We start from the raw sequence: 18,944 nt of genomic DNA on the forward strand, positions 1-18,944 counted from the left end.
CCGAATCATTGCTGTTGCACCTCCATGTCGACCCCGATCACCCTATGGCAACGTGGTCAGGTGCCTGACACGTGCCCGTGACGTCGTATTGTCGTGCACGTCACCCCCCTGCCGCGTGTGGCCCGACCCCAGGAGTCCTCGATGCCGTTCTCTGCCCCGACCACGCCCGAGAGCGTGTTCACCTACGGATCGCCGCGACTGAAGTTCGGGTCCGGGGCGAGCGCGGAGCTCGGCTACGAGCTGGCCTCGCTCGGCGTGCGCCGGGCGCTGCTGGTCACCGACCGCGGGCTCGAGGCGACGGGCATCCCCGCACGGATCGCCGACGAGGTGGCCGGCGAGGGGGTGGCTCTGGACGTCTACGCGGACACTCACGTGGAGCCGACGGACGCGAGCCTGCGTCACGCGATCGACCACGCCCGCGCCAACGGGCCGTACGACGCGGTCGTGGCGCTGGGTGGCGGCTCGGCGATCGACACGGCGAAGGCGGTGAACCTCCTCACCACCAACGACGGCGAGCTGATGGACTACATCAACGTCCCGGTCGGTGCGGGTCGCGCTCCGGCGAAGGCGCTGCTGCCGATGATCGCTCTGCCGACGACGACCGGCACGGGGAGCGAGAGCACGACCATCTGCGTCCTCGACGTCCTCGAGCAGCACGTGAAGACCGGCATCAGCCACCCACGGCTGCGCCCCGAGCTCGCCATCATCGACCCCCAGCTCACGCTCTCGCAGCCGCCGCAGGTCACCGCGGCGAGCGGCATGGACATCTTGTGCCACGCGCTGGAGAGCTACACAGCCCGCCCGTACACGTCGTACGAGCGCAAGACGGCCGCGCAGCGCGTCCCGTACTGCGGCGCGAACCCGATCTCCGACATGTGGGCCGAGAAGTCGATGAGCCTCCTCGCGTCGGCGTTCCGTACGGCGGTCCGCGACGGCAGCGACGTGGCGGCCCGTGAGCAGATGTCGCTCGCGGCGACGTTCGCCGGGATGGGCTTCGGCAACGCCGGGGTCCACATCCCTCACGCGAACGCGTACCCGATCGCCGGACAGGTCCGGGACTTCTGCCCGGACGGCTACCCGCAGGGCGAGGCGATGGTCCCGCACGGCATGGCAGTCTCGCTCACCGCACCCGAGGCGTTCCGCTTCACCTTCGACGCGTCGCCCGAGCGCCACGTGCGCGCGGCCGAGCTCCTCGAGCCGGGCGCGGAACGTCCGGACGACCTGGCGGACTTCCTGCCCGACGTGCTCGTCCGGCTGATGCGCGACATCGAGATCCCGGCCGGCATCGGCGCCGTCGGGTTCGACAAGGGCGACATCCCCACGCTCGTCGAGGGCACGATGAAGCAGCAGCGTCTGCTCGCCACGGCCCCGAAGCCGGTCCACGAGGACGCCGTCACGGCGATCTTCGAGCGGTCGATCAACCTGTGGTGAGCGGCGCCGCTGTCGTCGCCGACGTGGGCCGCGACGTCGCCGCGGCGCTGCGGCGCGCGGGTGTGGGAGACGTCGACGACAGCACGCTCGCACGCGCTCTCTACAGCACCGACGCCTCGCTCTACCGAGTCGTCCCCCAGGTCGTCGTACGCCCGCGCTCGGTCGAGGAGGTCCTCGCGACCGTCGGGGTCTCGCGCGCGAGCGGGGTCCCGCTGACGTCGCGGGGTGCGGGCACCTCCATCGCGGGCAACGCGGTCGGCCCGGGCATCGTCGTCGACTTCACCCGCCACCTCAACAAGGTCGTCGGCATCGACGTCGACGCCCGGCGGGCGCGCGTCCAGCCGGGCACCGTGCACGCGACGCTCCAGCGCGAGGCGGCTGCTCGTGGCCTGCGCTACGGTCCCGACCCGTCGACCCACACGCGGTGCACCGTCGGCGGGATGATCGGCAACAACGCGTGCGGGTCGCGCGCGCTCGCGTACGGCCGCTCGGCCGACACGGTCGCCGCCCTCGACGTGGTCACGATCGCGGGGGAGCGCCTCGACCTCGTACGCCCCGCCCGGGGGTCGGCGTCCACGCTGCCCGCCTCACCCACCCTCGACGCCCTGCGGGCGGTCGTCGACGCCGACCTCGCCACCGTCCGGACGGAGTTCGGGACGTTCGGGCGCCAGGTGTCGGGCTACAGCATGGAGCACCTGCTTCCCGAGAACGGGTTCGACGTCGCCACCTTCCTCGCCGGCACCGAGGGCACGCTGGCGGTGATGCTCGAGGCCGAGGTCGACCTCGTCACCGATCCGCCGTACCGCGTGCTTCTCCTGCTCGGCTACCCGACGATGGCGGACGCGGCCGACGACGTGATGGCGATCCTCCCGCACGGGCCGACGGCGTGCGAGGGCCTCGACGCCCGGATCGTCGACGTCGTCCGCGCGCAGCGTGGCGCGTCGTCGGTGCCCGAGCTCCCCGCCGGCGCCGGGTGGATGTTCGTGGAGCTGGCCGGAGACTCGCTCGCCGAGCTCGAGTCGCGCGCCGCGGCGGTGTCCGCCGACGTGGGCACCCGGTCAACGAGGCTCGTGACCGACGCTGCGGAGCAGGCGGTCCTGTGGCGGATCCGGGAGGAGGGCGCGGGCCTCGCCGCACGTTCGCTCTCACGCCCCGCGTACGCAGGCTGGGAGGACACCGCGGTCCCGCCCGAGCGGCTGGGCACCTACCTGCGGGAGTTCGAGGCGTTGCTGCGCCAGTACGACCTCGACGGCGTGCCGTACGGACACTTCGGCGACGGCTGCGTGCACGTCCGGATCGACTTCCCGTTCGCGCAGGACGACGGCGCGCGGGTGTTCCGCGACTTCCTTCGCGATGCCGCCGTGCTCGTCGCCGGGCACGGGGGGTCGCTGTCAGGCGAGCACGGGGACGGGCGAGCACGCTCGGAGCTGCTGCCGCTCATGTACAGCCAGGAGGCGATCTCGCTCTTCGGGCGGGTCAAGGCGGTCCTCGACCCGGACGACCTGCTGAACCCGGGCGTCCTCGTGGACCCGGCGCCGCTCGACGCCGACCTGCGGGGGACCGGCGTGGGGCGCGTTCGCGACCGCCTCGCCCTGCGCCTGCTCCACGACGACGGCGACCTCGGCGCTGCCGTCCACCGGTGCACGGGCGTCGGCAAGTGCATCGCGGACAACACCGGTGCGGGCGGGGTCATGTGTCCCTCGTTCCAGGCGACGCGCGAGGAGAAGGACTCGACGCGAGGTCGCGCGCGGGTGCTCCAGGAGATGGTCGACGGACGGCTCGTCGGCAAGGGCTGGAAGGACCCGGCGGTCCACGACGCGCTCGACCTCTGCCTCTCCTGCAAGGGCTGCGCACGCGACTGTCCGACCGGGATCGACATGGCGACCTACAAGGCCGAGGCGCTCCACCAGACGTACAAGGGCAGGCTGCGACCGCGCAACCACTACGCGCTCGGCATGCTCCCGCGGTGGGCACGCCTGTCTGCTCCGATCGCTCGGGTGGCCAACCTCGCGCTCCGCATCCCAGGGCTGCGGCAGGTCGCCCTCTGGCTCGCCGGCGTCGACGCGCGGCGGAGCATCCCGGCGTTCGCGACCACGACGCTGCGCCGGTGGAGCCGGTCGGCCGGCACCGCGACCCGGACGCGAGACGCCGGCATGCACGCCCTCGGGCGAGCGGACGGCCGGCCCGACGTGCTGATCTGGGCCGACTCCTTCACGAACTACTTCCAGACGGCGCCCGGCCAGGCGGCCGTACGCGTGCTCGAGGCCGCCGGCTACCGCGTACGCCTGCTCGACGAGTCGGTGTGCTGCGGCCTCACCTGGATCTCGACCGGTCAGCTCGACGGCGCACGACGCAACGTCGAGCGGACCGTCGCCGCACTCCACCCGTACGTCGCGGCGGGGATCCCGGTCGTCGGGCTCGAGCCGTCGTGCCTCACGGCCCTGCGGACGGACGCGGTCGAGCTCACCGACGACCCACGGGCTGCCGAGGTCGCCGCAGGCGTCCACACCCTCGCGGAGCTGCTCGCCCGGACCGAGGGGTGGGAGCCGCCGGACCTGCGCGGTGTGACACTGGTCGCACAGCCGCACTGCCACCAGGCCTCGATGCTGGGCTGGCAGGCGGACGCCGCGCTGCTCGAACGGGCCGGGGCCACGGTGACCCGGGTCGGTGGCTGCTGCGGCCTGGCCGGCAACTTCGGTGTCGAGAAGGGCCACTACGAGGTCTCGGTGAAGGTGGCGGAGCACCAGCTGCTCCCGGCCGTCCGTACGGCGCCGGAGGGGGCGATCGTCCTCGCCGACGGGTTCTCGTGCCGTACGCAGCTCGACGACCTCGCCGACGTCCAGGCACTGCACCTGGCCGAGCTGCTCGACCGACAGGCACGTGGGCGGACGCCCGTCGGCGGGTCACAGTGAACCCGTTTTGACCCCTCACGGGGCACCCGGTAGTCTTGGACATTGTGCCGTGGACTCACTGTCCGTGTGCACCGATTCGCGTGTCGCCGCACTGTCGGTCGAGTCGTCCGAACGGGTCATGGACCTGGTCGAACGAACGGAGTGCAGGGCCGCGAGAAAGCAACACCTACCATCGCACGTCGCGGTGGCGGCACGCCTGAGGCGCGCCGCCTGGGCCGCGCCCGCCGCACACCGCAAGACGACAGAGCCGGACAGAAGAAAGAAGCATGTAGTGCCAACGATCCAGCAGTTGGTCCGCAAGGGCCGTCAGGACAAGGTGGCGAAGACTAAGACGCCCGCCCTGAAGGGTTCGCCGCAGCGCCGTGGAGTGTGCACCCGCGTGTACACGACCACGCCGAAGAAGCCGAACTCCGCGCTGCGGAAGGTTGCTCGTGTCCGGCTGAGCAGCGGGATCGAGGTCACTGCCTACATCCCCGGTGAGGGTCACAACCTGCAGGAGCACTCGATCGTGCTCGTTCGCGGTGGCCGCGTGAAGGACCTCCCGGGCGTGCGTTACAAGATCATCCGCGGCGCGCTGGACACCCAGGGTGTCAAGAGCCGCAAGCAGGCTCGCAGCCGTTACGGCGCGAAGAAGGAGAAGAGCTGATGCCGCGCAAGGGTCCCGCACCGAAGCGCCCCGTCGAGGCCGATCCGGTCTACTCGAGCCCCCTGGTCACGCAGCTGATCAACAAGGTGCTCGAGGACGGCAAGAAGCAGGTCGCACAGCGCATCGTCTACACCGCTCTCGAGGGCACCCGCGAGAAGACCGGCACCGACCCGGTCATCACGCTGAAGCGCGCGCTCGACAACGTGAAGCCGACGCTCGAGGTCAAGTCCCGCCGTGTCGGCGGTGCGACCTACCAGGTCCCGATCGAGGTCCGCGCTTCGCGCGCCAACACCCTCGCGCTCCGCTGGCTCGTCCGGTTCTCCAGCGAGCGTCGCGAGAAGACCATGGCCGAGCGCCTCATGAACGAGCTGCTCGACGCCTCGAACGGCCTCGGCGGTGCGGTCAAGAAGCGTGAGGACACGCACAAGATGGCCGAAGCCAACAAGGCCTTCGCTCACTACCGCTGGTGACGCGAGTGCCGCAGGCCCTCGGGCCGGCGGCACCCCTCATCTGAACCGACTCACGACAGCAAGGGAAGTCAGCCAAGGTGGCCGTAGACATCACCACCAACCTCGCCACGGTGCGCAACATCGGCATCATGGCGCACATCGACGCGGGCAAGACGACGACGACCGAGCGCATCCTCTTCTACACCGGCATCACCTACAAGATCGGTGAGGTCCACGAGGGTGCGGCGACGATGGACTGGATGGAGCAGGAGCAGGAGCGCGGCATCACGATCACGTCCGCCGCGACGACCTGCCTCTGGAAGAACCACCAGATCAACATCATCGACACGCCGGGTCACGTCGACTTCACCGTCGAGGTGGAGCGTTCGCTCCGCGTCCTCGACGGTGCGGTGGCGGTGTTCGACGGCGTCGCCGGCGTCGAGCCCCAGTCGCAGACCGTGTGGCGCCAGGCGAACAAGTACCACGTCCCGCGGATGTGCTTCGTCAACAAGCTCGACCGCACCGGTGCCGACTTCTTCTACTGCGTCGACACCATCGTGGAGCGCCTCAACGCCAACCCGGCGGTGCTGCAGCTCCCGATCGGTGCCGAGTCGGACTTCCTCGGAGTCGTCGACCTCGTCGGGATGCGCGCCCTCACCTGGCGCGGCGAGACCCAGATGGGCGAGGACTACGCGGTCGAGGAGATCCCGGCCGAGCTCGCCGACCAGGCCGCCGAGTACCGCGAGAAGCTCCTCGACACCGTCGCGACCGCTGACGACGAGCTCATGGAGCTGTACCTCGAGGGCGAGGACATCGACGTCGACACGCTGAAGGCCGCGATCCGTCGCGCGACCCTCGCCGACAAGATCGTCCCGGTCCTCTGCGGCACCGCGTTCAAGAACAAGGGCGTCCAGCCGCTGCTCGACGCGGTGGTCGACTACCTCCCCTCGCCGATCGACGTCGGCTCCGTCGCGGGCCACAAGGTCGGCGACGAGGACACCGAGTTCACGCGCGAGCCCACCGAGGCCGAGCCGTTCTCGGCCCTGGCGTTCAAGATCGCCGCGGACCCGCACCTGGGCAAGCTGACCTACATCCGCCTCTACTCGGGGCGTCTCGAGGCCGGCACGATGGTCCTGAACTCCGTCAAGGGGCGCAAGGAGCGGATCGGCAAGATCTACCAGATGCACGCCAACAAGCGCGAGGAGATCGCGTCGGTCGGTGCTGGACAGATCGTCGCCGTGATGGGTCTCAAGGACACCACCACGGGTGAGACGCTCTCCGATCCGAGCAACCCGATCGTGCTCGAGTCGATGACGTTCCCGGCTCCGGTGATCCAGGTCGCCATCGAGCCCAAGACCAAGAGCGACCAGGAGAAGCTCGGCGTCGCCATCCAGCGCCTCGCCGAGGAGGACCCGACGTTCACGGTCCACACCGACGAGGAGACCGGGCAGACCATCATCGCCGGCATGGGCGAGCTGCACCTCGACATCCTCGTGGACCGCATGAAGCGCGAGTTCCGCGTCGAGGCCAACGTCGGCAAGCCGCAGGTCGCGTACCGCGAGACCATCAAGCGCAAGGTCGAGAAGGTCTCCTACACCCACAAGAAGCAGACCGGTGGTTCGGGCCAGTTCGCCAAGGTCCTCATCAACATCGAGCCCACGGGCCCGGTCGTTGGTGGCGAGGGCGGCTACGAGTTCGTCAACGAAGTCACCGGTGGACGCGTCCCGCGGGAGTACATCCCTGCTGTCGACGAGGGCGCGCAGGAAGCCATGGAGTTCGGTGTTCTCGCCGGATACCCCATGGTCGACGTCAAGGTGACGCTGGCCGACGGTCAGTACCACGACGTCGACTCGTCCGAGCTCGCCTTCAAGATCGCCGGTTCGATGGCGTTCAAGGAGGCGGCACGCAAGGCAGACCCGGTGCTCCTCGAGCCGATGTTCAAGGTCGAGGTCACCACCCCTGAGTCCTACCTGGGCGACGTCATCGGCGACATCAACTCTCGCCGCGGACAGATCCAGCAGATGACGGAACGGTCCGGAGACCGGGTCGTCGAGGCACTCGTTCCGCTCTCCGAGATGTTCGGGTACGTCGGAGACCTCCGGTCGAAGACGTCGGGGCAGGCGTCGTACTCCATGGAGTTCGACTCCTACGCCGAGGTTCCCAAGAACGTCGCAGAAGAGATCATCAAGAAGGCCAGGGGCGAGTGATCGCAGGCCTGACTAGGCTTGGATCAGCTCAACCGCACGGCGCAAGCAACATTCAATCGAGGAGGAGCCCCAGTGGCTAAGGCGAAGTTCGAGCGGACTAAGCCGCACATGAACATCGGCACCATCGGTCACATCGACCACGGTAAGACGACGCTGACCGCGGCGATTACCAAGGTGCTGCATGACAAGTACCCGGATCTGAACGAGGCCTCGGCCTTCGATCAGATCGACAAGGCTCCTGAGGAGCGCCAGCGCGGTATCACGATCTCGATCGCTCACGTCGAGTACCAGACCGAGAACCGTCACTACGCGCACGTCGACTGCCCGGGTCACGCCGACTACGTGAAGAACATGATCACGGGTGCGGCACAGATGGACGGCGCGATCCTCGTGGTCGCCGCCACCGACGGCCCGATGCCCCAGACGCGTGAGCACGTCCTGCTCGCCCGCCAGGTCGGCGTGCCGGCGATGGTCGTCGCCCTCAACAAGTGCGACATGGTCGACGACGACGAGCTCATCGAGCTCGTCGAGCTCGAGGTCCGTGAGCTCCTCAGCGAGCAGGAGTTCGACGGCGACAACGCACCGGTCGTCCGCGTGGCCGCCTTCCCGGCGCTCAACGGCGACGCCAAGTGGGGCGAGTCGATCCTCGAGCTGATGAACGCTGTCGACGAGTACATCCCCGAGCCCCCGCGTGAGACGGACAAGCCGTTCCTCATGCCGGTCGAGGACGTCTTCACGATCACGGGTCGCGGTACGGTCATCACCGGCCGTATCGAGCGCGGCATCGTCAAGCTCAACGACACCGTCGACATCGTCGGCATCCGTACGGAGAAGCAGACCTCGACCGTCACCGGTATCGAGATGTTCCGCAAGCTCCTCGACGAGGGCCAGGCGGGCGAGAACGTCGGCCTCCTGCTTCGTGGCACGAAGCGCGAGGACGTCGAGCGCGGCATGGTCGTCATCGCGCCGGGCACCACGACTCCCCACACGGAGTTCGAGGGCCAGGTCTACATCCTGTCGAAGGAGGAGGGCGGCCGTCACACGCCGTTCTTCAACAACTACCGCCCGCAGTTCTACTTCCGCACCACGGACGTCACCGGCGTCGTCACGCTGCCTGAGGGCACCGAGATGGTCATGCCGGGCGACAACACCGAGATGTCGGTTCAGCTGATCCAGCCGATCGCGATGGACGAGGGTCTTCGTTTCGCGATCCGCGAGGGTGGTCGTACGGTCGGCGCTGGTCGCGTCACCAAGATCAACAAGTGATCTGATCCCGGGTTCGTCCCGGGTCCGGTCTCTGGCCGAAGCCCCGTCCTGCACCTGCAGGGCGGGGCTTCGTCGTACCCGCGCGGTCGCGACCTTGGCCCACGTGTGGCTCGCGTCCCAGTTCGCGAGGCTCGCCGCCGCGGCCGGGCGTACGGACGTATCGTGAATGCGTGGGACACGACCATGCGCACGGGACTCCGTCCGCCCAGCACCGCCCGCGTCTGGCGCTGGTGCTCGGCCTGACGGTGCTCGTCCTCGTGATCGAGGTCGTGGCCGCCGCGCTCACGGGGAGCCTCGCGCTCCTCGCCGACGCGGGGCACATGCTCAGCGACACCTTCGGCCTCGCCATGGCCCTCGTCGCGGTGACCGTGGCCCAGCGGCAGGGGAGCCCGCGCCGTACGTTCGGCTACCACCGCTCGGAGATCCTCGCGGCGGGCCTCAACGGACTCGTGCTCCTCGTCCTGTGCGCCGTCGTCGCGGTCTCGGCGATCCGCCGACTCGGCGACGCGCCCGAGGTCGACTCGCCGTGGATGCTGGCCGCGGGCGCGCTGGGTCTCGCCGCCAACGTGGTCGGGCTGATCGTCCTGCGCCGGGGCGCCCAGGAGAGTCTCAACGTGCGCGGCGCGTACCTCGAGGTGCTGGGTGACGCGATCGGGTCGGTCGCGGTCATCGTCGCGGCCGTGGTGATCATGCTGACCGGCTGGTACGGCGCGGACGCGGTCGCCTCCCTCGCCATCGCCGCGCTCATCGCCCCGCGCGCGATCGGGCTGCTGCGGGAGGTCGCGGACGTGCTCCTGGAGTCGACGCCGCGTGGCCTCGACCTGGACGAGCTGCGGGCCCACATGCGTGAGGCCCCCGGGGTCCTGGACGTCCACGACCTGCACGTCTGGACTATCACGTCGGGGATGCCGGTGATGTCCGCCCACGTCGTGGTCGACGACGTCGTGCTGGAGGTCGACGCCGGCCACGGGGTCCTCGACCACTTGCGCAGCTGCCTGTCGGACCACTTCGACGTCGAGCACTCGACGTTCCAGCTCGAGCCCGCGAGCCACGCGGCTACCGAGCACCACACCCACCGCTGACCCCCCGAGCGGTGAGTGGGGTCCCACCCGAGCCGTACGGGGTGGGACCAGAGTCACCGCGGGGCGTACGGGGTGGGACCAGAGTCACCGCCGGGCGTGCGGGGTGGGACCACACTCACCGCGGGGCGTCGGTGGCCGCCCGCCACACGCGGTCCCGCGACATCGGCAGGTCGGTGACGCGGACGCCGATGGCGTCGCGTACGGCGTTGGCGAGGGCGGCGGCGACCGGGTTGTAGGGGGACTCGCTCATCGACTTCGCGCCGTACGGGCCGATGCGGTCGGACGTGGACGCGAAGAGGACCTCGGTCTCCGGGACGTCCACGATCTGGGGGACGTGGTAGGTCCGCAGGACGGGCGTCCGCACCACCCCCGCGGCGTCGACGACCACCTGCTCGAACAGCGCCGTCCCGATCCCCTGAGCGACGCCGCCCTCGACCTGTCCGCGGCACTGCTCGGGGTTGACGACGACACCGGCATCGGCGGCCTGGACCGAACGCAGGATCCGCACCTCGCCGGACCCGACGTCCACCGCGACGGCGAAGGCGTGCACGTTGAAGGCGATCGAGCGGGGCGAGCCGTCCGCGGTCCCCGTGCCGACCAGTCCGGTGATCGACTCTCCCGCCTCCTCGGCGTGGCGCACGCGGCGGGCGAGGTCGTCCGCGGCCGCAGCCAGCGCCGTACCGGTGACGACCAGACCGGTCGACCCGAACGCACCGGTGTCGTGGTGGACACCGCGTGTCGACCCTGCCACCAGCCGGACCCGGTCGGTCGTCGTGCCGAGTGCTTGCGCGACGAGCTGCACGTAGGCGGTGGCGGAGCCGTTGCCGAACTCGGCGGAGCCGACCACGGCCTCGAAGGTCCCGTCCGCGAGCGCACGCACCTCGGCCTCGGCATGGTGCCCGCGGGGCGGGATGGTGTCGATCATCGCCAGGGCCATGCCGGTGCCGGTGCGCCACTGCGGGCCGTCCGGCACCGGGGCGACGTCGCGTCCCACCGCCTCGCGGGCCAGGATCAGGCACTCGAGCGCGCCGTGGCTGCCGTACTCGACGTCGTCCGGCTCGGTCGAGTACGACACCATCGGGTCGCCGGGGAGGACCACGTTGCGGGCGCGCAGGTCGTACGGGTCGACCCCCGCGGCCCGCGCGAGCTCGTCGAGCGCCTGCTCGATCGCGAACACGAGCTGTCCCAGGCCGTAGCCGCGGAACGCGCCCGACGGCACCGTGTTGGTGTAGACCGACTCGGCGCGGACCCGCTTGTTGGGGCAGCGGTACGCCGCGACCGACTCGTTGCAGCCGTGGAAGAGGACCCCCGGCGCATGGTTGCCGTACGCGCCGGTGTCGGCGAGCACCTCGACGTCGAGCGCGGTCAGGATCCCTGCGCCGTCGACCCCCGCGCGGACGCGGATGCGCATGGGGTGGCGGACGGTCGTGGCCGTCAGCTGCTCCGTACGGCTGAGCTCCAGCTGCACGGGACGCCCGGTACGCAGCACCGCGAGGCCGACGAGGTCCTCGACGAGCATCTCCTGCTTCGCGCCGAACCCGCCGCCGACCCGACTTGTGACCACCTCGACGCGGTCGCGGGGGAGTCCGAGGACCAGAGCGAGCTCGTCGCGGACGAGGTACGGCACCTGGCTGCTCGTGCGGATCACCAGGCCGCCGTCGTCGGCGAGCCAGCCGACCGCACCATGGGTCTCGAGGTGGCTGGCCTGGATGCGCGCGGTCGTGAAGACGGCGTCGTAGGTGTGCGCGGCGGCATCGAGGCCCGCTGTGACCGACCCGGTCTCGGCGTCGATCGTCGCCACGACGTTGCGGCCGGGGTCCGCGATGCCGGACTCCGGACCCTTGTCCGCGTGCAGCAGCGGCGCCCCCGGGGCACGAGCGCCGTCGGGATCGGTCACGGCCGGCAGTGGTTCGTACGTGACCTGGACCAGGGCGACCGCACGGGCAGCCTGCGCGGGGGTCTCCGCGACGACGACCGCGACCCGCTGGCCGACGAAGCGTACGACGCGGTCCAGGATCCGGGTGTCGCGCGGGTCGTCGTCGCGGGAGTGGTGACGCGCGGTCGAGAACAAGACGTCGGGCGCGTCGTCGGCGGTGAGGACGGCGACGACCCCGGCGGAGGCGAGGGCGCCCGCGGTCTCGACCCGTACGACCCGGGCGTGCGCGTGCGGTGACCGGACGATCGCCGCGTGGAGGGTTCCGTCGGGCGGTTCGTCGAGCGTGAACCGTTGGCGGCCCCGCACGATCGCACGGCCCGCGGGTGCGGCGACGCTGTGCCCGAGCGGCGCGGCGAGCGCCTCGGTCTCGACGTTCCGCCTGCCCGCCAGCGCGTCGCGGACCGAGCGGTAGCCCGTGCAGCGGCACAGGTTCCCCTTGAGCAGCCGGTCGACGTCCTCGGCGTCGTCGGGAGCGAGGCAGCTGGCCGTCACGACCATGCCCGACGTGCAGAACCCGCACTGGAACCCCTGTGCCTGGAGGAACCGGCGCGCCGTGTCGTCGGTCGTGTCACCGGGGGAGAGACCCGCGGCGGTGATGACGTCGTGGCCCGGGACGCGCACCGCCGGAATGAGGCACGAGTGGACCGGCACGCCGTCGAGCAGGACGCTGCAGGCGCCGCAGTCCCCGGCATCGCAGCCCTTGCGGACGTCGAACGCGCCGGCCTCCCGCAGGTAGGTGCGCAGGCACTGCCCGGGACGTGGCGTCGCGGCGACCGCGACCCCGTTCACCGTGACGGCCATCGCAGCACCCCGATCCCGGCCAGCACCTCGAGCCCGAGCCGATGGGTCTGCGCTCGCCGCCAGTCCGCCGCGCCGTGCACGTCGTCGAGCCAGGTCGACGCGCCGATCGCGTGGTCGAGGGCTGCGTGCCAGTCGTCCGCCGCGACGCGGGCGGGCAGCACGACGGCGTACGGGCGCGGGGTCGCGGCGGTGACGGTGATGATCGCGACGTCCCTGCCCGTCGACTCGTCGGTGGCCGACCGTGCGACCACGACGGAGGCCGACCGCCCACGCGACGAGAGCGACGCGCGACCGAACGCCACCGGCGCCGTCAGCGCCGAGATCGGCACCCGGAACGAACGGACGACGTCACCGGGGGAGAGCAGCGTCTCTGCCTCACCGATGACGAGGTCGGCGACCGGGACCTCGTAGGTCGACAGGTCCCTGCGCCAGACCGTCGCGGTGCCGCCGAGCCCACTCAGCAACGACGTCATGGCCCCAGCGGGGAGTCCGAGGCACACGTTGCCCCCGACGGTCGCGAGGTGCCAGATCTTGAACGACGCGACGAGGGCGTCGACGGCCTGCCGGACCACCGCGCCCAGCGTCCAACCCGGTGGGAAGGCGTACGCCGGCGCGACGCGTCGGGCGCTGCCGCGCAGCAGCGGAGCGGGGTCGCCGGCGGCGGCGGCGAGCGTGGCGAGCGTGCAGGTGGCTGCGATCTCGAGGCCGTCGTCGTCCACCACCAGCGGCGCCCAGCCGAGTCCGGTGACGTCGACGAGGCGTCGTACGGACGGCTGGGGCTCGGAGAAGAGGAAGGTGCCACCCGCGAGTACGGCGTCGCCGGGGCGCCAGTCCGCGAGCTCCCGGCGGGTGCCGGGGGTGGTCACCGACCGCACGTCGACGAGATCCATCGTGGCCGCTCTCAGTACTCGACCCGCGAGCCGTGCGCGCGCCAGGCGTCGAAGGGCGCGGTCCGGGAACGGAGCGGGATCGCGTGCACCGGCTGGGGCCAGGACTCGCGGGGTGAGGTGAACCGCTCGTGGAAGGCGCGGTCGTCGAACCCGACCCGCGCGGCGTCGTCGCGGTCGGCGGCGTAGTAGATCGCGTCCACGCGTGCCCACATCGCGGCGGCGAGGCACATCGGGCAGGGCTCGCAGGAGGCGTACAGGACGGCGCCGCCGAGTGCGAACGTCCCGAGCTCGGCGCACGCACGGCGGATCGCGGTGACCTCGGCGTGCGCGGTCGGGTCGTGGGTGGCCGTCACCTGGTTGACGCCTTCGGCGACCACGATCCCGTCGACGACGACGAGCGCCCCGAACGGCCCGCCACCCGCGTCCACGTTGGCGGTCGCCAGTCCGACGGCGCGCTCGAGGTGGAAGGCGTGCGCGTCTGCGGCGGCGGGTGCGGGGTCGTGGTCGTCCATGGTGCCTCCGTTCGGTACCTCCAGACTGCCCCTCGGAGGGCTCTCCCGCCTGGTTCTAGGCATTTGGCGGGATTCGGTAGCCTGGAGCAGTTCAGGTGAGACAGGTCTCGCCCCCCGATTTGGCATTACGGGGTGGTGTCTGTCAGACTTGGAAAGTTGCTTCGGCGTAGTCTGCCTTTCTTCCGAGCGGAGATCGGTGTGGCAGCGCCTGGCTGGAGACAGGGCAGGCACATCCCGCAGGGATGGGCGGCGGTCTCGGGCCCAACCATCAAACTCCAGAGGTGTGACGAACTCGCGCGCGCAACGTGCCCGCGACACGCCCGACCTCGGGGGTCGAAGGAAAGCAACGCTCTTCCTCGAAACCCCGAGGTGGAGAGACCGAGGCAGTACGAAGAGAAGGACGAAGCGAGAGCATGGCGGGACAGAAGATCCGCATCAGGCTCAAGGCCTATGACCACGAGGTGATCGACACCTCGGCGCGCAAGATCGTCGACACCGTCACGCGTACGGGTGCGACGGTCGCTGGCCCGGTGCCTCTGCCGACGGAGAAGAACGTGTACTGCGTCATTCGTTCGCCGCACAAGTACAAGGACAGCCGCGAACACTTCGAGATGCGCACCCACAAGCGCCTCATCGACATCATCGACCCCACGCCGAAGACCGTCGACTCGCTCATGCGCCTCGACCTCCCCGCCGGCGTCGACATCGAGATCAAGCTCTGAGGAACGATCGCTGATGAGCAACCAGAAGGCACCCGTCGGGCTGCTCGGGCGCAAGCTCGGCATGACCCAGACGTGGGACGAGAACAACCGCGTGGTTCCGGTCACCGTGATCGCTGCCGACACCAACGTCGTCACGCAGATCCGGACCGCTGAGACCGACGGCTACACGGCCGTCCAGATCGGTTTCGGCGAGATCGACCCGCGCAAGGTCAACAAGCCGCAGGCCGGTCACTTCGACAAGGCCAGCGTCACCCCGCGCCGCCACCTCGCGGAGATCCGCACCGAGGCGATCGCCGACTACGAGCTCGGCCAGGCCGTCAGCCCCGAGGTCTTCGCGGCCGGCGACTTCGTCGACGTGACGGGCACGAGCAAGGGCAAGGGCTTCGCCGGCGTCATGAAGCGTCACGGCTTCGCCGGCGTGAGCGCCTCGCACGGCGCGCACCGCAACCACCGCAAGCCGGGTTCGATCGGCGGCTGCGCCACGCCGGGCCGCGTGTTCAAGGGCCTCCGCATGGCGGGCCACATGGGCACCGACCGCGTCACCGCGCAGAGCCTCACGGTTCACGCCGTCGACGCCGAGAAGGGCCTCATCCTCATCAAGGGTGCGGTTCCCGGTCCCAAGGGCGGCATCGTCATGATCCGCACCGGCGCCAAGAAGGGAGCCGTGAAGTGACCGCCACCGTCATCGACGTCGACCTCCCCAAGGACATCTTCGACGTCCAGGTCAACATCCCGCTGATCCACCAGGTCGTCGTCGCCCAGCTCGCTGCCGCGCGCCAGGGCACCCACGACACCAAGTCCCGCGGCGAGGTCGCCGGCGGCGGCCGCAAGCCGTACCGCCAGAAGGGCACCGGCCGCGCTCGCCAGGGCTCGATCCGCGCACCCCAGTTCACCGGTGGTGGCGTGGTGCACGGTCCGACCCCGCGCAGCTACGACCAGCGCACCCCCAAGAAGATGAAGGCCGCCGCGCTCCGTGGCGCCCTCACCGACCGGGCTCGCAACGGTCGCCTGCACGTCGTCGAGTCCCTCGTCACCGGCGAGACCCCCTCGACGAAGGCTGCCGTCGCCGCGCTCCGCGCCATCAGCGCCCGCCCGCGCGTGCTGGTCGTCGTGGAGTCGACCGACGAGGTCACGGTGAAGAGCCTGCGCAACGTCGCCGGCACGCACCTGATCGAGCTGGCGCAGCTCAACACGTACGACGTCCTGCTCAGCGACGACGTGGTCTTCACCAAGGCCGCGTTCGACGCCTTCGTCGCGCTCCGCTCCAGCGGTGACGCCGAGACGGTCAAGCTGAGCGAGGCTGCTACCGCTAAGGACGGTGACAAGTGAGCACGCTGCAGAAGGATCCCCGCGACATCCTGCTCGCGCCGGTCGTGAGCGAGAAGAGCTACGGCCTGCTCGACGAGAACAAGTACACGTTCATCGTCCGGCCCGACGCGAACAAGACCGAGATCAAGATCGCCGTGGAGAAGGTCTTCGGCGTCACGGTCACCGCGGTGAACACGCAGAACCGCAAGGGCAAGACGCGTCGTACGCGCAACGGCCTCGGCAAGCGCGCCGACGTCAAGCGGGCGATCGTGAGCGTCGCCCCGGGTCAGAGCATCGACATCTTCGCTGCGCCGGGCGCCTGAGAACGAGGACTGAGCACCTATGGCAATCCGTAAGTACAAGCCGACCACCCCGGGCCGTCGTGGCTCCTCGGTGGCCGACTTCAGCGAGATCACTCGCACGACGCCCGAGAAGTCGCTGACGCGTCCGCTGCCCAAGAAGGGCGGCCGCAACAACCAGGGCCGGATCACCACCCGGCACCAGGGCGGCGGTCACAAGCGCGCGTACCGCATCATCGACTTCAAGCGCTACGACAAGGACGGTGTGCCGGCGAAGGTCGCGCACATCGAGTACGACCCCAACCGCACCGCGCGCATCGCGCTGCTGCACTACGCGGACGGCGAGAAGCGCTACATCATCGCGCCGGAGGGTCTGAAGCAGGGCATGTCCGTCGAGGCCGGTCCCGGCGCCGACATCAAGCCCGGCAACAACCTGCCGCTGCGCAACATCCCCGTCGGCACCACGATCCACGCGATCGAGCTCCGCCCCGGTGGCGGCGCGAAGATGGGCCGTTCGGCTGGTGCCAAGGTCCAGCTGGTCGCTCGTGAGGGCAACCGCGCGCAGCTGCGTCTCCCCTCGGGCGAGATGCGCTACGTCGACGTCCGCTGCCGCGCCAGCATCGGCGAGGTCGGCAACGCCGAGCAGTCGAACATCAACTGGGGCAAGGCCGGCCGCAACCGCTGGAAGGGCAAGCGCCCGACCGTCCGCGGTGTGGCGATGAACCCGATCGACCACCCGCACGGTGGTGGCGAGGGCAAGACCTCGGGTGGACGTAACCCGGTGTCGCCGTGGGGTCAGCCCGAGGGCCGTACCCGCAAGAAGAAGGCCAGCGACAAGCTGATCGTCCGTCGCCGCAAGTCCGGAAAGCGCTGAGGAAGAACCTGACATGCCACGCAGTTTGAAGAAGGGGCCGTTCGTCGACGACCACCTGATGAAGAAGGTCGAGGCTCAGAACGAGGCCGGCACGCACTCCGTCATCAAGACGTGGTCGCGCCGCTCGATGATCCTCCCGTCGTTCATCGGTCACACCATCGCGGTGCACGACGGACGCAAGCACGTGCCGGTCTTCGTGACCGACGCGATGGTCGGGCACAAGCTCGGCGAGTTCGCGCCGACGCGTACCTTCCGCGGACACGTCAAGGACGACCGTAAGAGCCGCCGCCGCTGACGCGGGCGACAACCAAGGGAAGAGTTCAGATGAGCACATTGGAGCGTAAGGGCGTCAGCGCCCGACGTGAGAGCCTGCTCGGCGACGAGCCCGGTGCTTTCGCGGTCGCACGCTTCGTCCGCGTCACGCCGCAGAAGGCGCGCCGGGTCGTCGACATGGTCCGCGGCCTGCAGGTGGACGAGGCACTGCCGCTGCTGCAGTTCGCACCGCAGGCAGCAGCCGAGAACGTGTACAAGCTGGTGGCGAGCGCCGCCGCGAACGCCGAGACCACTGAGGGTCTCGACCGGTCGTCGCTGATCATCTCGGCCGCCAGGGTCGACGAGGGTCCGACGATGAAGCGTTGGCGTCCGCGCGCTCGTGGTGCGGCCAACCGCATCCTCAAGCGCACCAGCCACATCACCGTCGTCGTGCAGCCGCGTGACGCGGTGGCGCAGAGCCGAACAAGCAAGGCCAACAAGAAGGGTGGGAACCGCTAGTGGGACAGAAGATCAACCCGCACGGCTTCCGTCTCGGTATCTCCACCGATCACAAGAGCCGCTGGTACGCCGACAAGCTCTACAAGAGCTACGTCGGCGAGGACATCAAGATCCGCAGCCTGCTCACCAAGGGCATGGATCGCGCCGGCATCAGCCGCGTCGAGATCGAGCGCACCCGTGACCGCGTCCGCGTGGACATCCACACGGCACGTCCGGGCATCGTCATCGGTCGTCGTGGCGCCGAGGCAGACCGCATCCGCGGAGACCTCGAGAAGCTGACCGGCAAGCAGATCCAGCTGAACATCCTCGAGGTCAAGAACCCCGAGATCGATGCGCAGCTCGTCGCCCAGGGTGTCGCCGAGCAGCTCGCCGGCCGCGTGCAGTTCCGCCGCGCGATGCGCAAGGCGCTGCAGACCACGATGCGCGCCGGCGCCAAGGGTGTCCGCATCCAGTGCTCCGGCCGTCTCGGCGGCGCCGAGATGTCGCGCTCGGAGTTCTACCGCGAGGGCCGCGTGCCCCTGCACACGCTCCGCGCAGACGTCGACTACGGCTTCTACGAGGCCAGGACGACGTTCGGCCGCATTGGCGTGAAGGTCTGGATCTACAAGGGCGAGGTCGCCGGCACCCGTGCCGAGCGCGAGGCTCAGGCCGCCGCCCGCGCGGCCGCTCCGGGTGGGCGTCAGCGTCCGGGCCGTGGCGGCGCACGCCGTCCGGCACGTGACGGCCAGCGCGGCGAGCGTCCCGCACGTCAGCAGGAGCAGGCCGCTGAGGCAGCTCCCGCCAGCAGTGAGGCTGCTGCCGCTCCGGCGGAAGCAGCCAACGGAACGGAGAGCTGAAC

The 18,944-nt window shown here is 70.1% G+C and carries 18 protein-coding genes; 15 read left to right on the top strand and 3 right to left on the bottom strand.

Annotation, left to right across the window (positions count from 1 at the left end):
• Nucleotides 1-141: 141 nt before the first annotated feature.
• The 7 genes from GH747_RS13925 to GH747_RS13955 all read left to right on the top strand — a co-directional run bounded on the left by GH747_RS13925 (nucleotide 142) and on the right by GH747_RS13955 (nucleotide 9,993).
• Complete coding sequence (locus GH747_RS13925; RefSeq protein ID WP_149770208.1) at nucleotides 142-1,431, top strand: hydroxyacid-oxoacid transhydrogenase; 1,290 nt, start codon at nucleotides 142-144, stop codon at nucleotides 1,429-1,431.
• The gene (locus tag GH747_RS13930; protein WP_228552932.1) at nucleotides 1,428-4,343 is read left to right on the top strand and encodes an FAD-binding and (Fe-S)-binding domain-containing protein; all 2,916 of its coding nucleotides are present in this window, start codon (nucleotides 1,428-1,430) and stop codon (nucleotides 4,341-4,343) included. Before GH747_RS13925 ends, GH747_RS13930 begins: the two co-directional genes overlap by 4 nt.
• 271 nt (nucleotides 4,344-4,614) lie before the next feature.
• Nucleotides 4,615-4,989: a 30S ribosomal protein S12 gene (gene rpsL / locus GH747_RS13935; RefSeq protein WP_139087780.1), complete on the top strand. Its 375-nt coding sequence runs from the start codon at nucleotides 4,615-4,617 to the stop codon at nucleotides 4,987-4,989.
• The gene (rpsG, locus tag GH747_RS13940; RefSeq protein WP_149770210.1) at nucleotides 4,989-5,459 is read left to right on the top strand and encodes a 30S ribosomal protein S7; all 471 of its coding nucleotides are present in this window, start codon (nucleotides 4,989-4,991) and stop codon (nucleotides 5,457-5,459) included. The genes rpsL and rpsG overlap by 1 nt, the downstream gene beginning before the upstream one ends.
• Nucleotides 5,460-5,536: 77 nt before the next feature.
• Entirely contained in the window at nucleotides 5,537-7,645 is a 2,109-nt protein-coding gene (gene fusA / locus GH747_RS13945) for an elongation factor G (RefSeq protein WP_149770211.1), read from the top strand.
• 72 nt (nucleotides 7,646-7,717) lie between these two features.
• Nucleotides 7,718-8,911, top strand: coding sequence for an elongation factor Tu (gene tuf / locus GH747_RS13950; RefSeq protein WP_149770212.1), 1,194 nt, complete (start codon nucleotides 7,718-7,720; stop codon nucleotides 8,909-8,911).
• A 170-nt stretch (nucleotides 8,912-9,081) separates the two neighbouring features.
• The gene (locus GH747_RS13955; protein ID WP_149770213.1) at nucleotides 9,082-9,993 is read left to right on the top strand and encodes a cation diffusion facilitator family transporter; all 912 of its coding nucleotides are present in this window, start codon (nucleotides 9,082-9,084) and stop codon (nucleotides 9,991-9,993) included.
• Nucleotides 9,994-10,108: 115 nt separating this feature from the next.
• Here GH747_RS13955 and GH747_RS13960 read toward each other — a convergent pair whose 3' ends face one another.
• The 3 genes from GH747_RS13960 to GH747_RS13970 are packed head-to-tail and all read right to left on the bottom strand — an operon-like array spanning nucleotide 10,109 to nucleotide 14,132.
• On the bottom strand, nucleotides 10,109-12,730 hold the full coding sequence (locus GH747_RS13960) for a molybdopterin-dependent oxidoreductase (RefSeq protein WP_149770214.1): 2,622 nt from the start codon (nucleotides 12,728-12,730) through the stop codon (nucleotides 10,109-10,111).
• Entirely contained in the window at nucleotides 12,715-13,620 is a 906-nt protein-coding gene (locus GH747_RS13965) for an FAD binding domain-containing protein (protein WP_149770215.1), read from the bottom strand. The genes GH747_RS13960 and GH747_RS13965 overlap by 16 nt, the downstream gene beginning before the upstream one ends.
• 11 nt (nucleotides 13,621-13,631) lie before the next feature.
• Entirely contained in the window at nucleotides 13,632-14,132 is a 501-nt protein-coding gene (locus GH747_RS13970) for a nucleoside deaminase (protein WP_149770216.1), read from the bottom strand.
• Between the two features lie 413 nt (nucleotides 14,133-14,545).
• Between GH747_RS13970 and rpsJ the strand changes: the two genes are divergently transcribed.
• The 8 genes from rpsJ to rpsC are packed head-to-tail and all read left to right on the top strand — an operon-like array spanning nucleotide 14,546 to nucleotide 18,942.
• Nucleotides 14,546-14,854 (top strand): 30S ribosomal protein S10, encoded by a 309-nt coding sequence (rpsJ, locus tag GH747_RS13975; protein WP_039345402.1) that lies wholly within the window; start codon nucleotides 14,546-14,548, stop codon nucleotides 14,852-14,854.
• A gap of 13 nt (nucleotides 14,855-14,867) precedes the next feature.
• Nucleotides 14,868-15,527: a 50S ribosomal protein L3 gene (gene rplC / locus GH747_RS13980; RefSeq protein ID WP_149770217.1), complete on the top strand. Its 660-nt coding sequence runs from the start codon at nucleotides 14,868-14,870 to the stop codon at nucleotides 15,525-15,527.
• On the top strand, nucleotides 15,524-16,183 hold the full coding sequence (gene rplD / locus GH747_RS13985; RefSeq protein ID WP_149770218.1) for a 50S ribosomal protein L4: 660 nt from the start codon (nucleotides 15,524-15,526) through the stop codon (nucleotides 16,181-16,183). Before rplC ends, rplD begins: the two co-directional genes overlap by 4 nt.
• A complete protein-coding gene (rplW, locus tag GH747_RS13990; RefSeq protein ID WP_149770219.1) occupies nucleotides 16,180-16,485 on the top strand; it encodes a 50S ribosomal protein L23 in 306 nt (101 codons plus the stop codon). The genes rplD and rplW overlap by 4 nt, the downstream gene beginning before the upstream one ends.
• Nucleotides 16,486-16,504: 19 nt before the next feature.
• Nucleotides 16,505-17,335: a 50S ribosomal protein L2 gene (gene rplB / locus GH747_RS13995; RefSeq protein ID WP_149770220.1), complete on the top strand. Its 831-nt coding sequence runs from the start codon at nucleotides 16,505-16,507 to the stop codon at nucleotides 17,333-17,335.
• A gap of 13 nt (nucleotides 17,336-17,348) precedes the next feature.
• Nucleotides 17,349-17,630 (top strand): 30S ribosomal protein S19, encoded by a 282-nt coding sequence (gene rpsS, locus GH747_RS14000; protein WP_149770221.1) that lies wholly within the window; start codon nucleotides 17,349-17,351, stop codon nucleotides 17,628-17,630.
• 29 nt (nucleotides 17,631-17,659) lie between these two features.
• Nucleotides 17,660-18,106, top strand: coding sequence for a 50S ribosomal protein L22 (rplV, locus tag GH747_RS14005; RefSeq protein WP_149770222.1), 447 nt, complete (start codon nucleotides 17,660-17,662; stop codon nucleotides 18,104-18,106).
• Complete coding sequence (rpsC, locus tag GH747_RS14010; protein ID WP_149770223.1) at nucleotides 18,106-18,942, top strand: 30S ribosomal protein S3; 837 nt, start codon at nucleotides 18,106-18,108, stop codon at nucleotides 18,940-18,942. The genes rplV and rpsC overlap by 1 nt, the downstream gene beginning before the upstream one ends.
• Nucleotides 18,943-18,944 lie beyond the last annotated feature (2 nt).

This window comes from Mumia xiangluensis, from assembly GCF_010994095.1.
GTDB lineage: Bacteria > Actinomycetota > Actinomycetes > Propionibacteriales > Nocardioidaceae > Mumia > Mumia xiangluensis.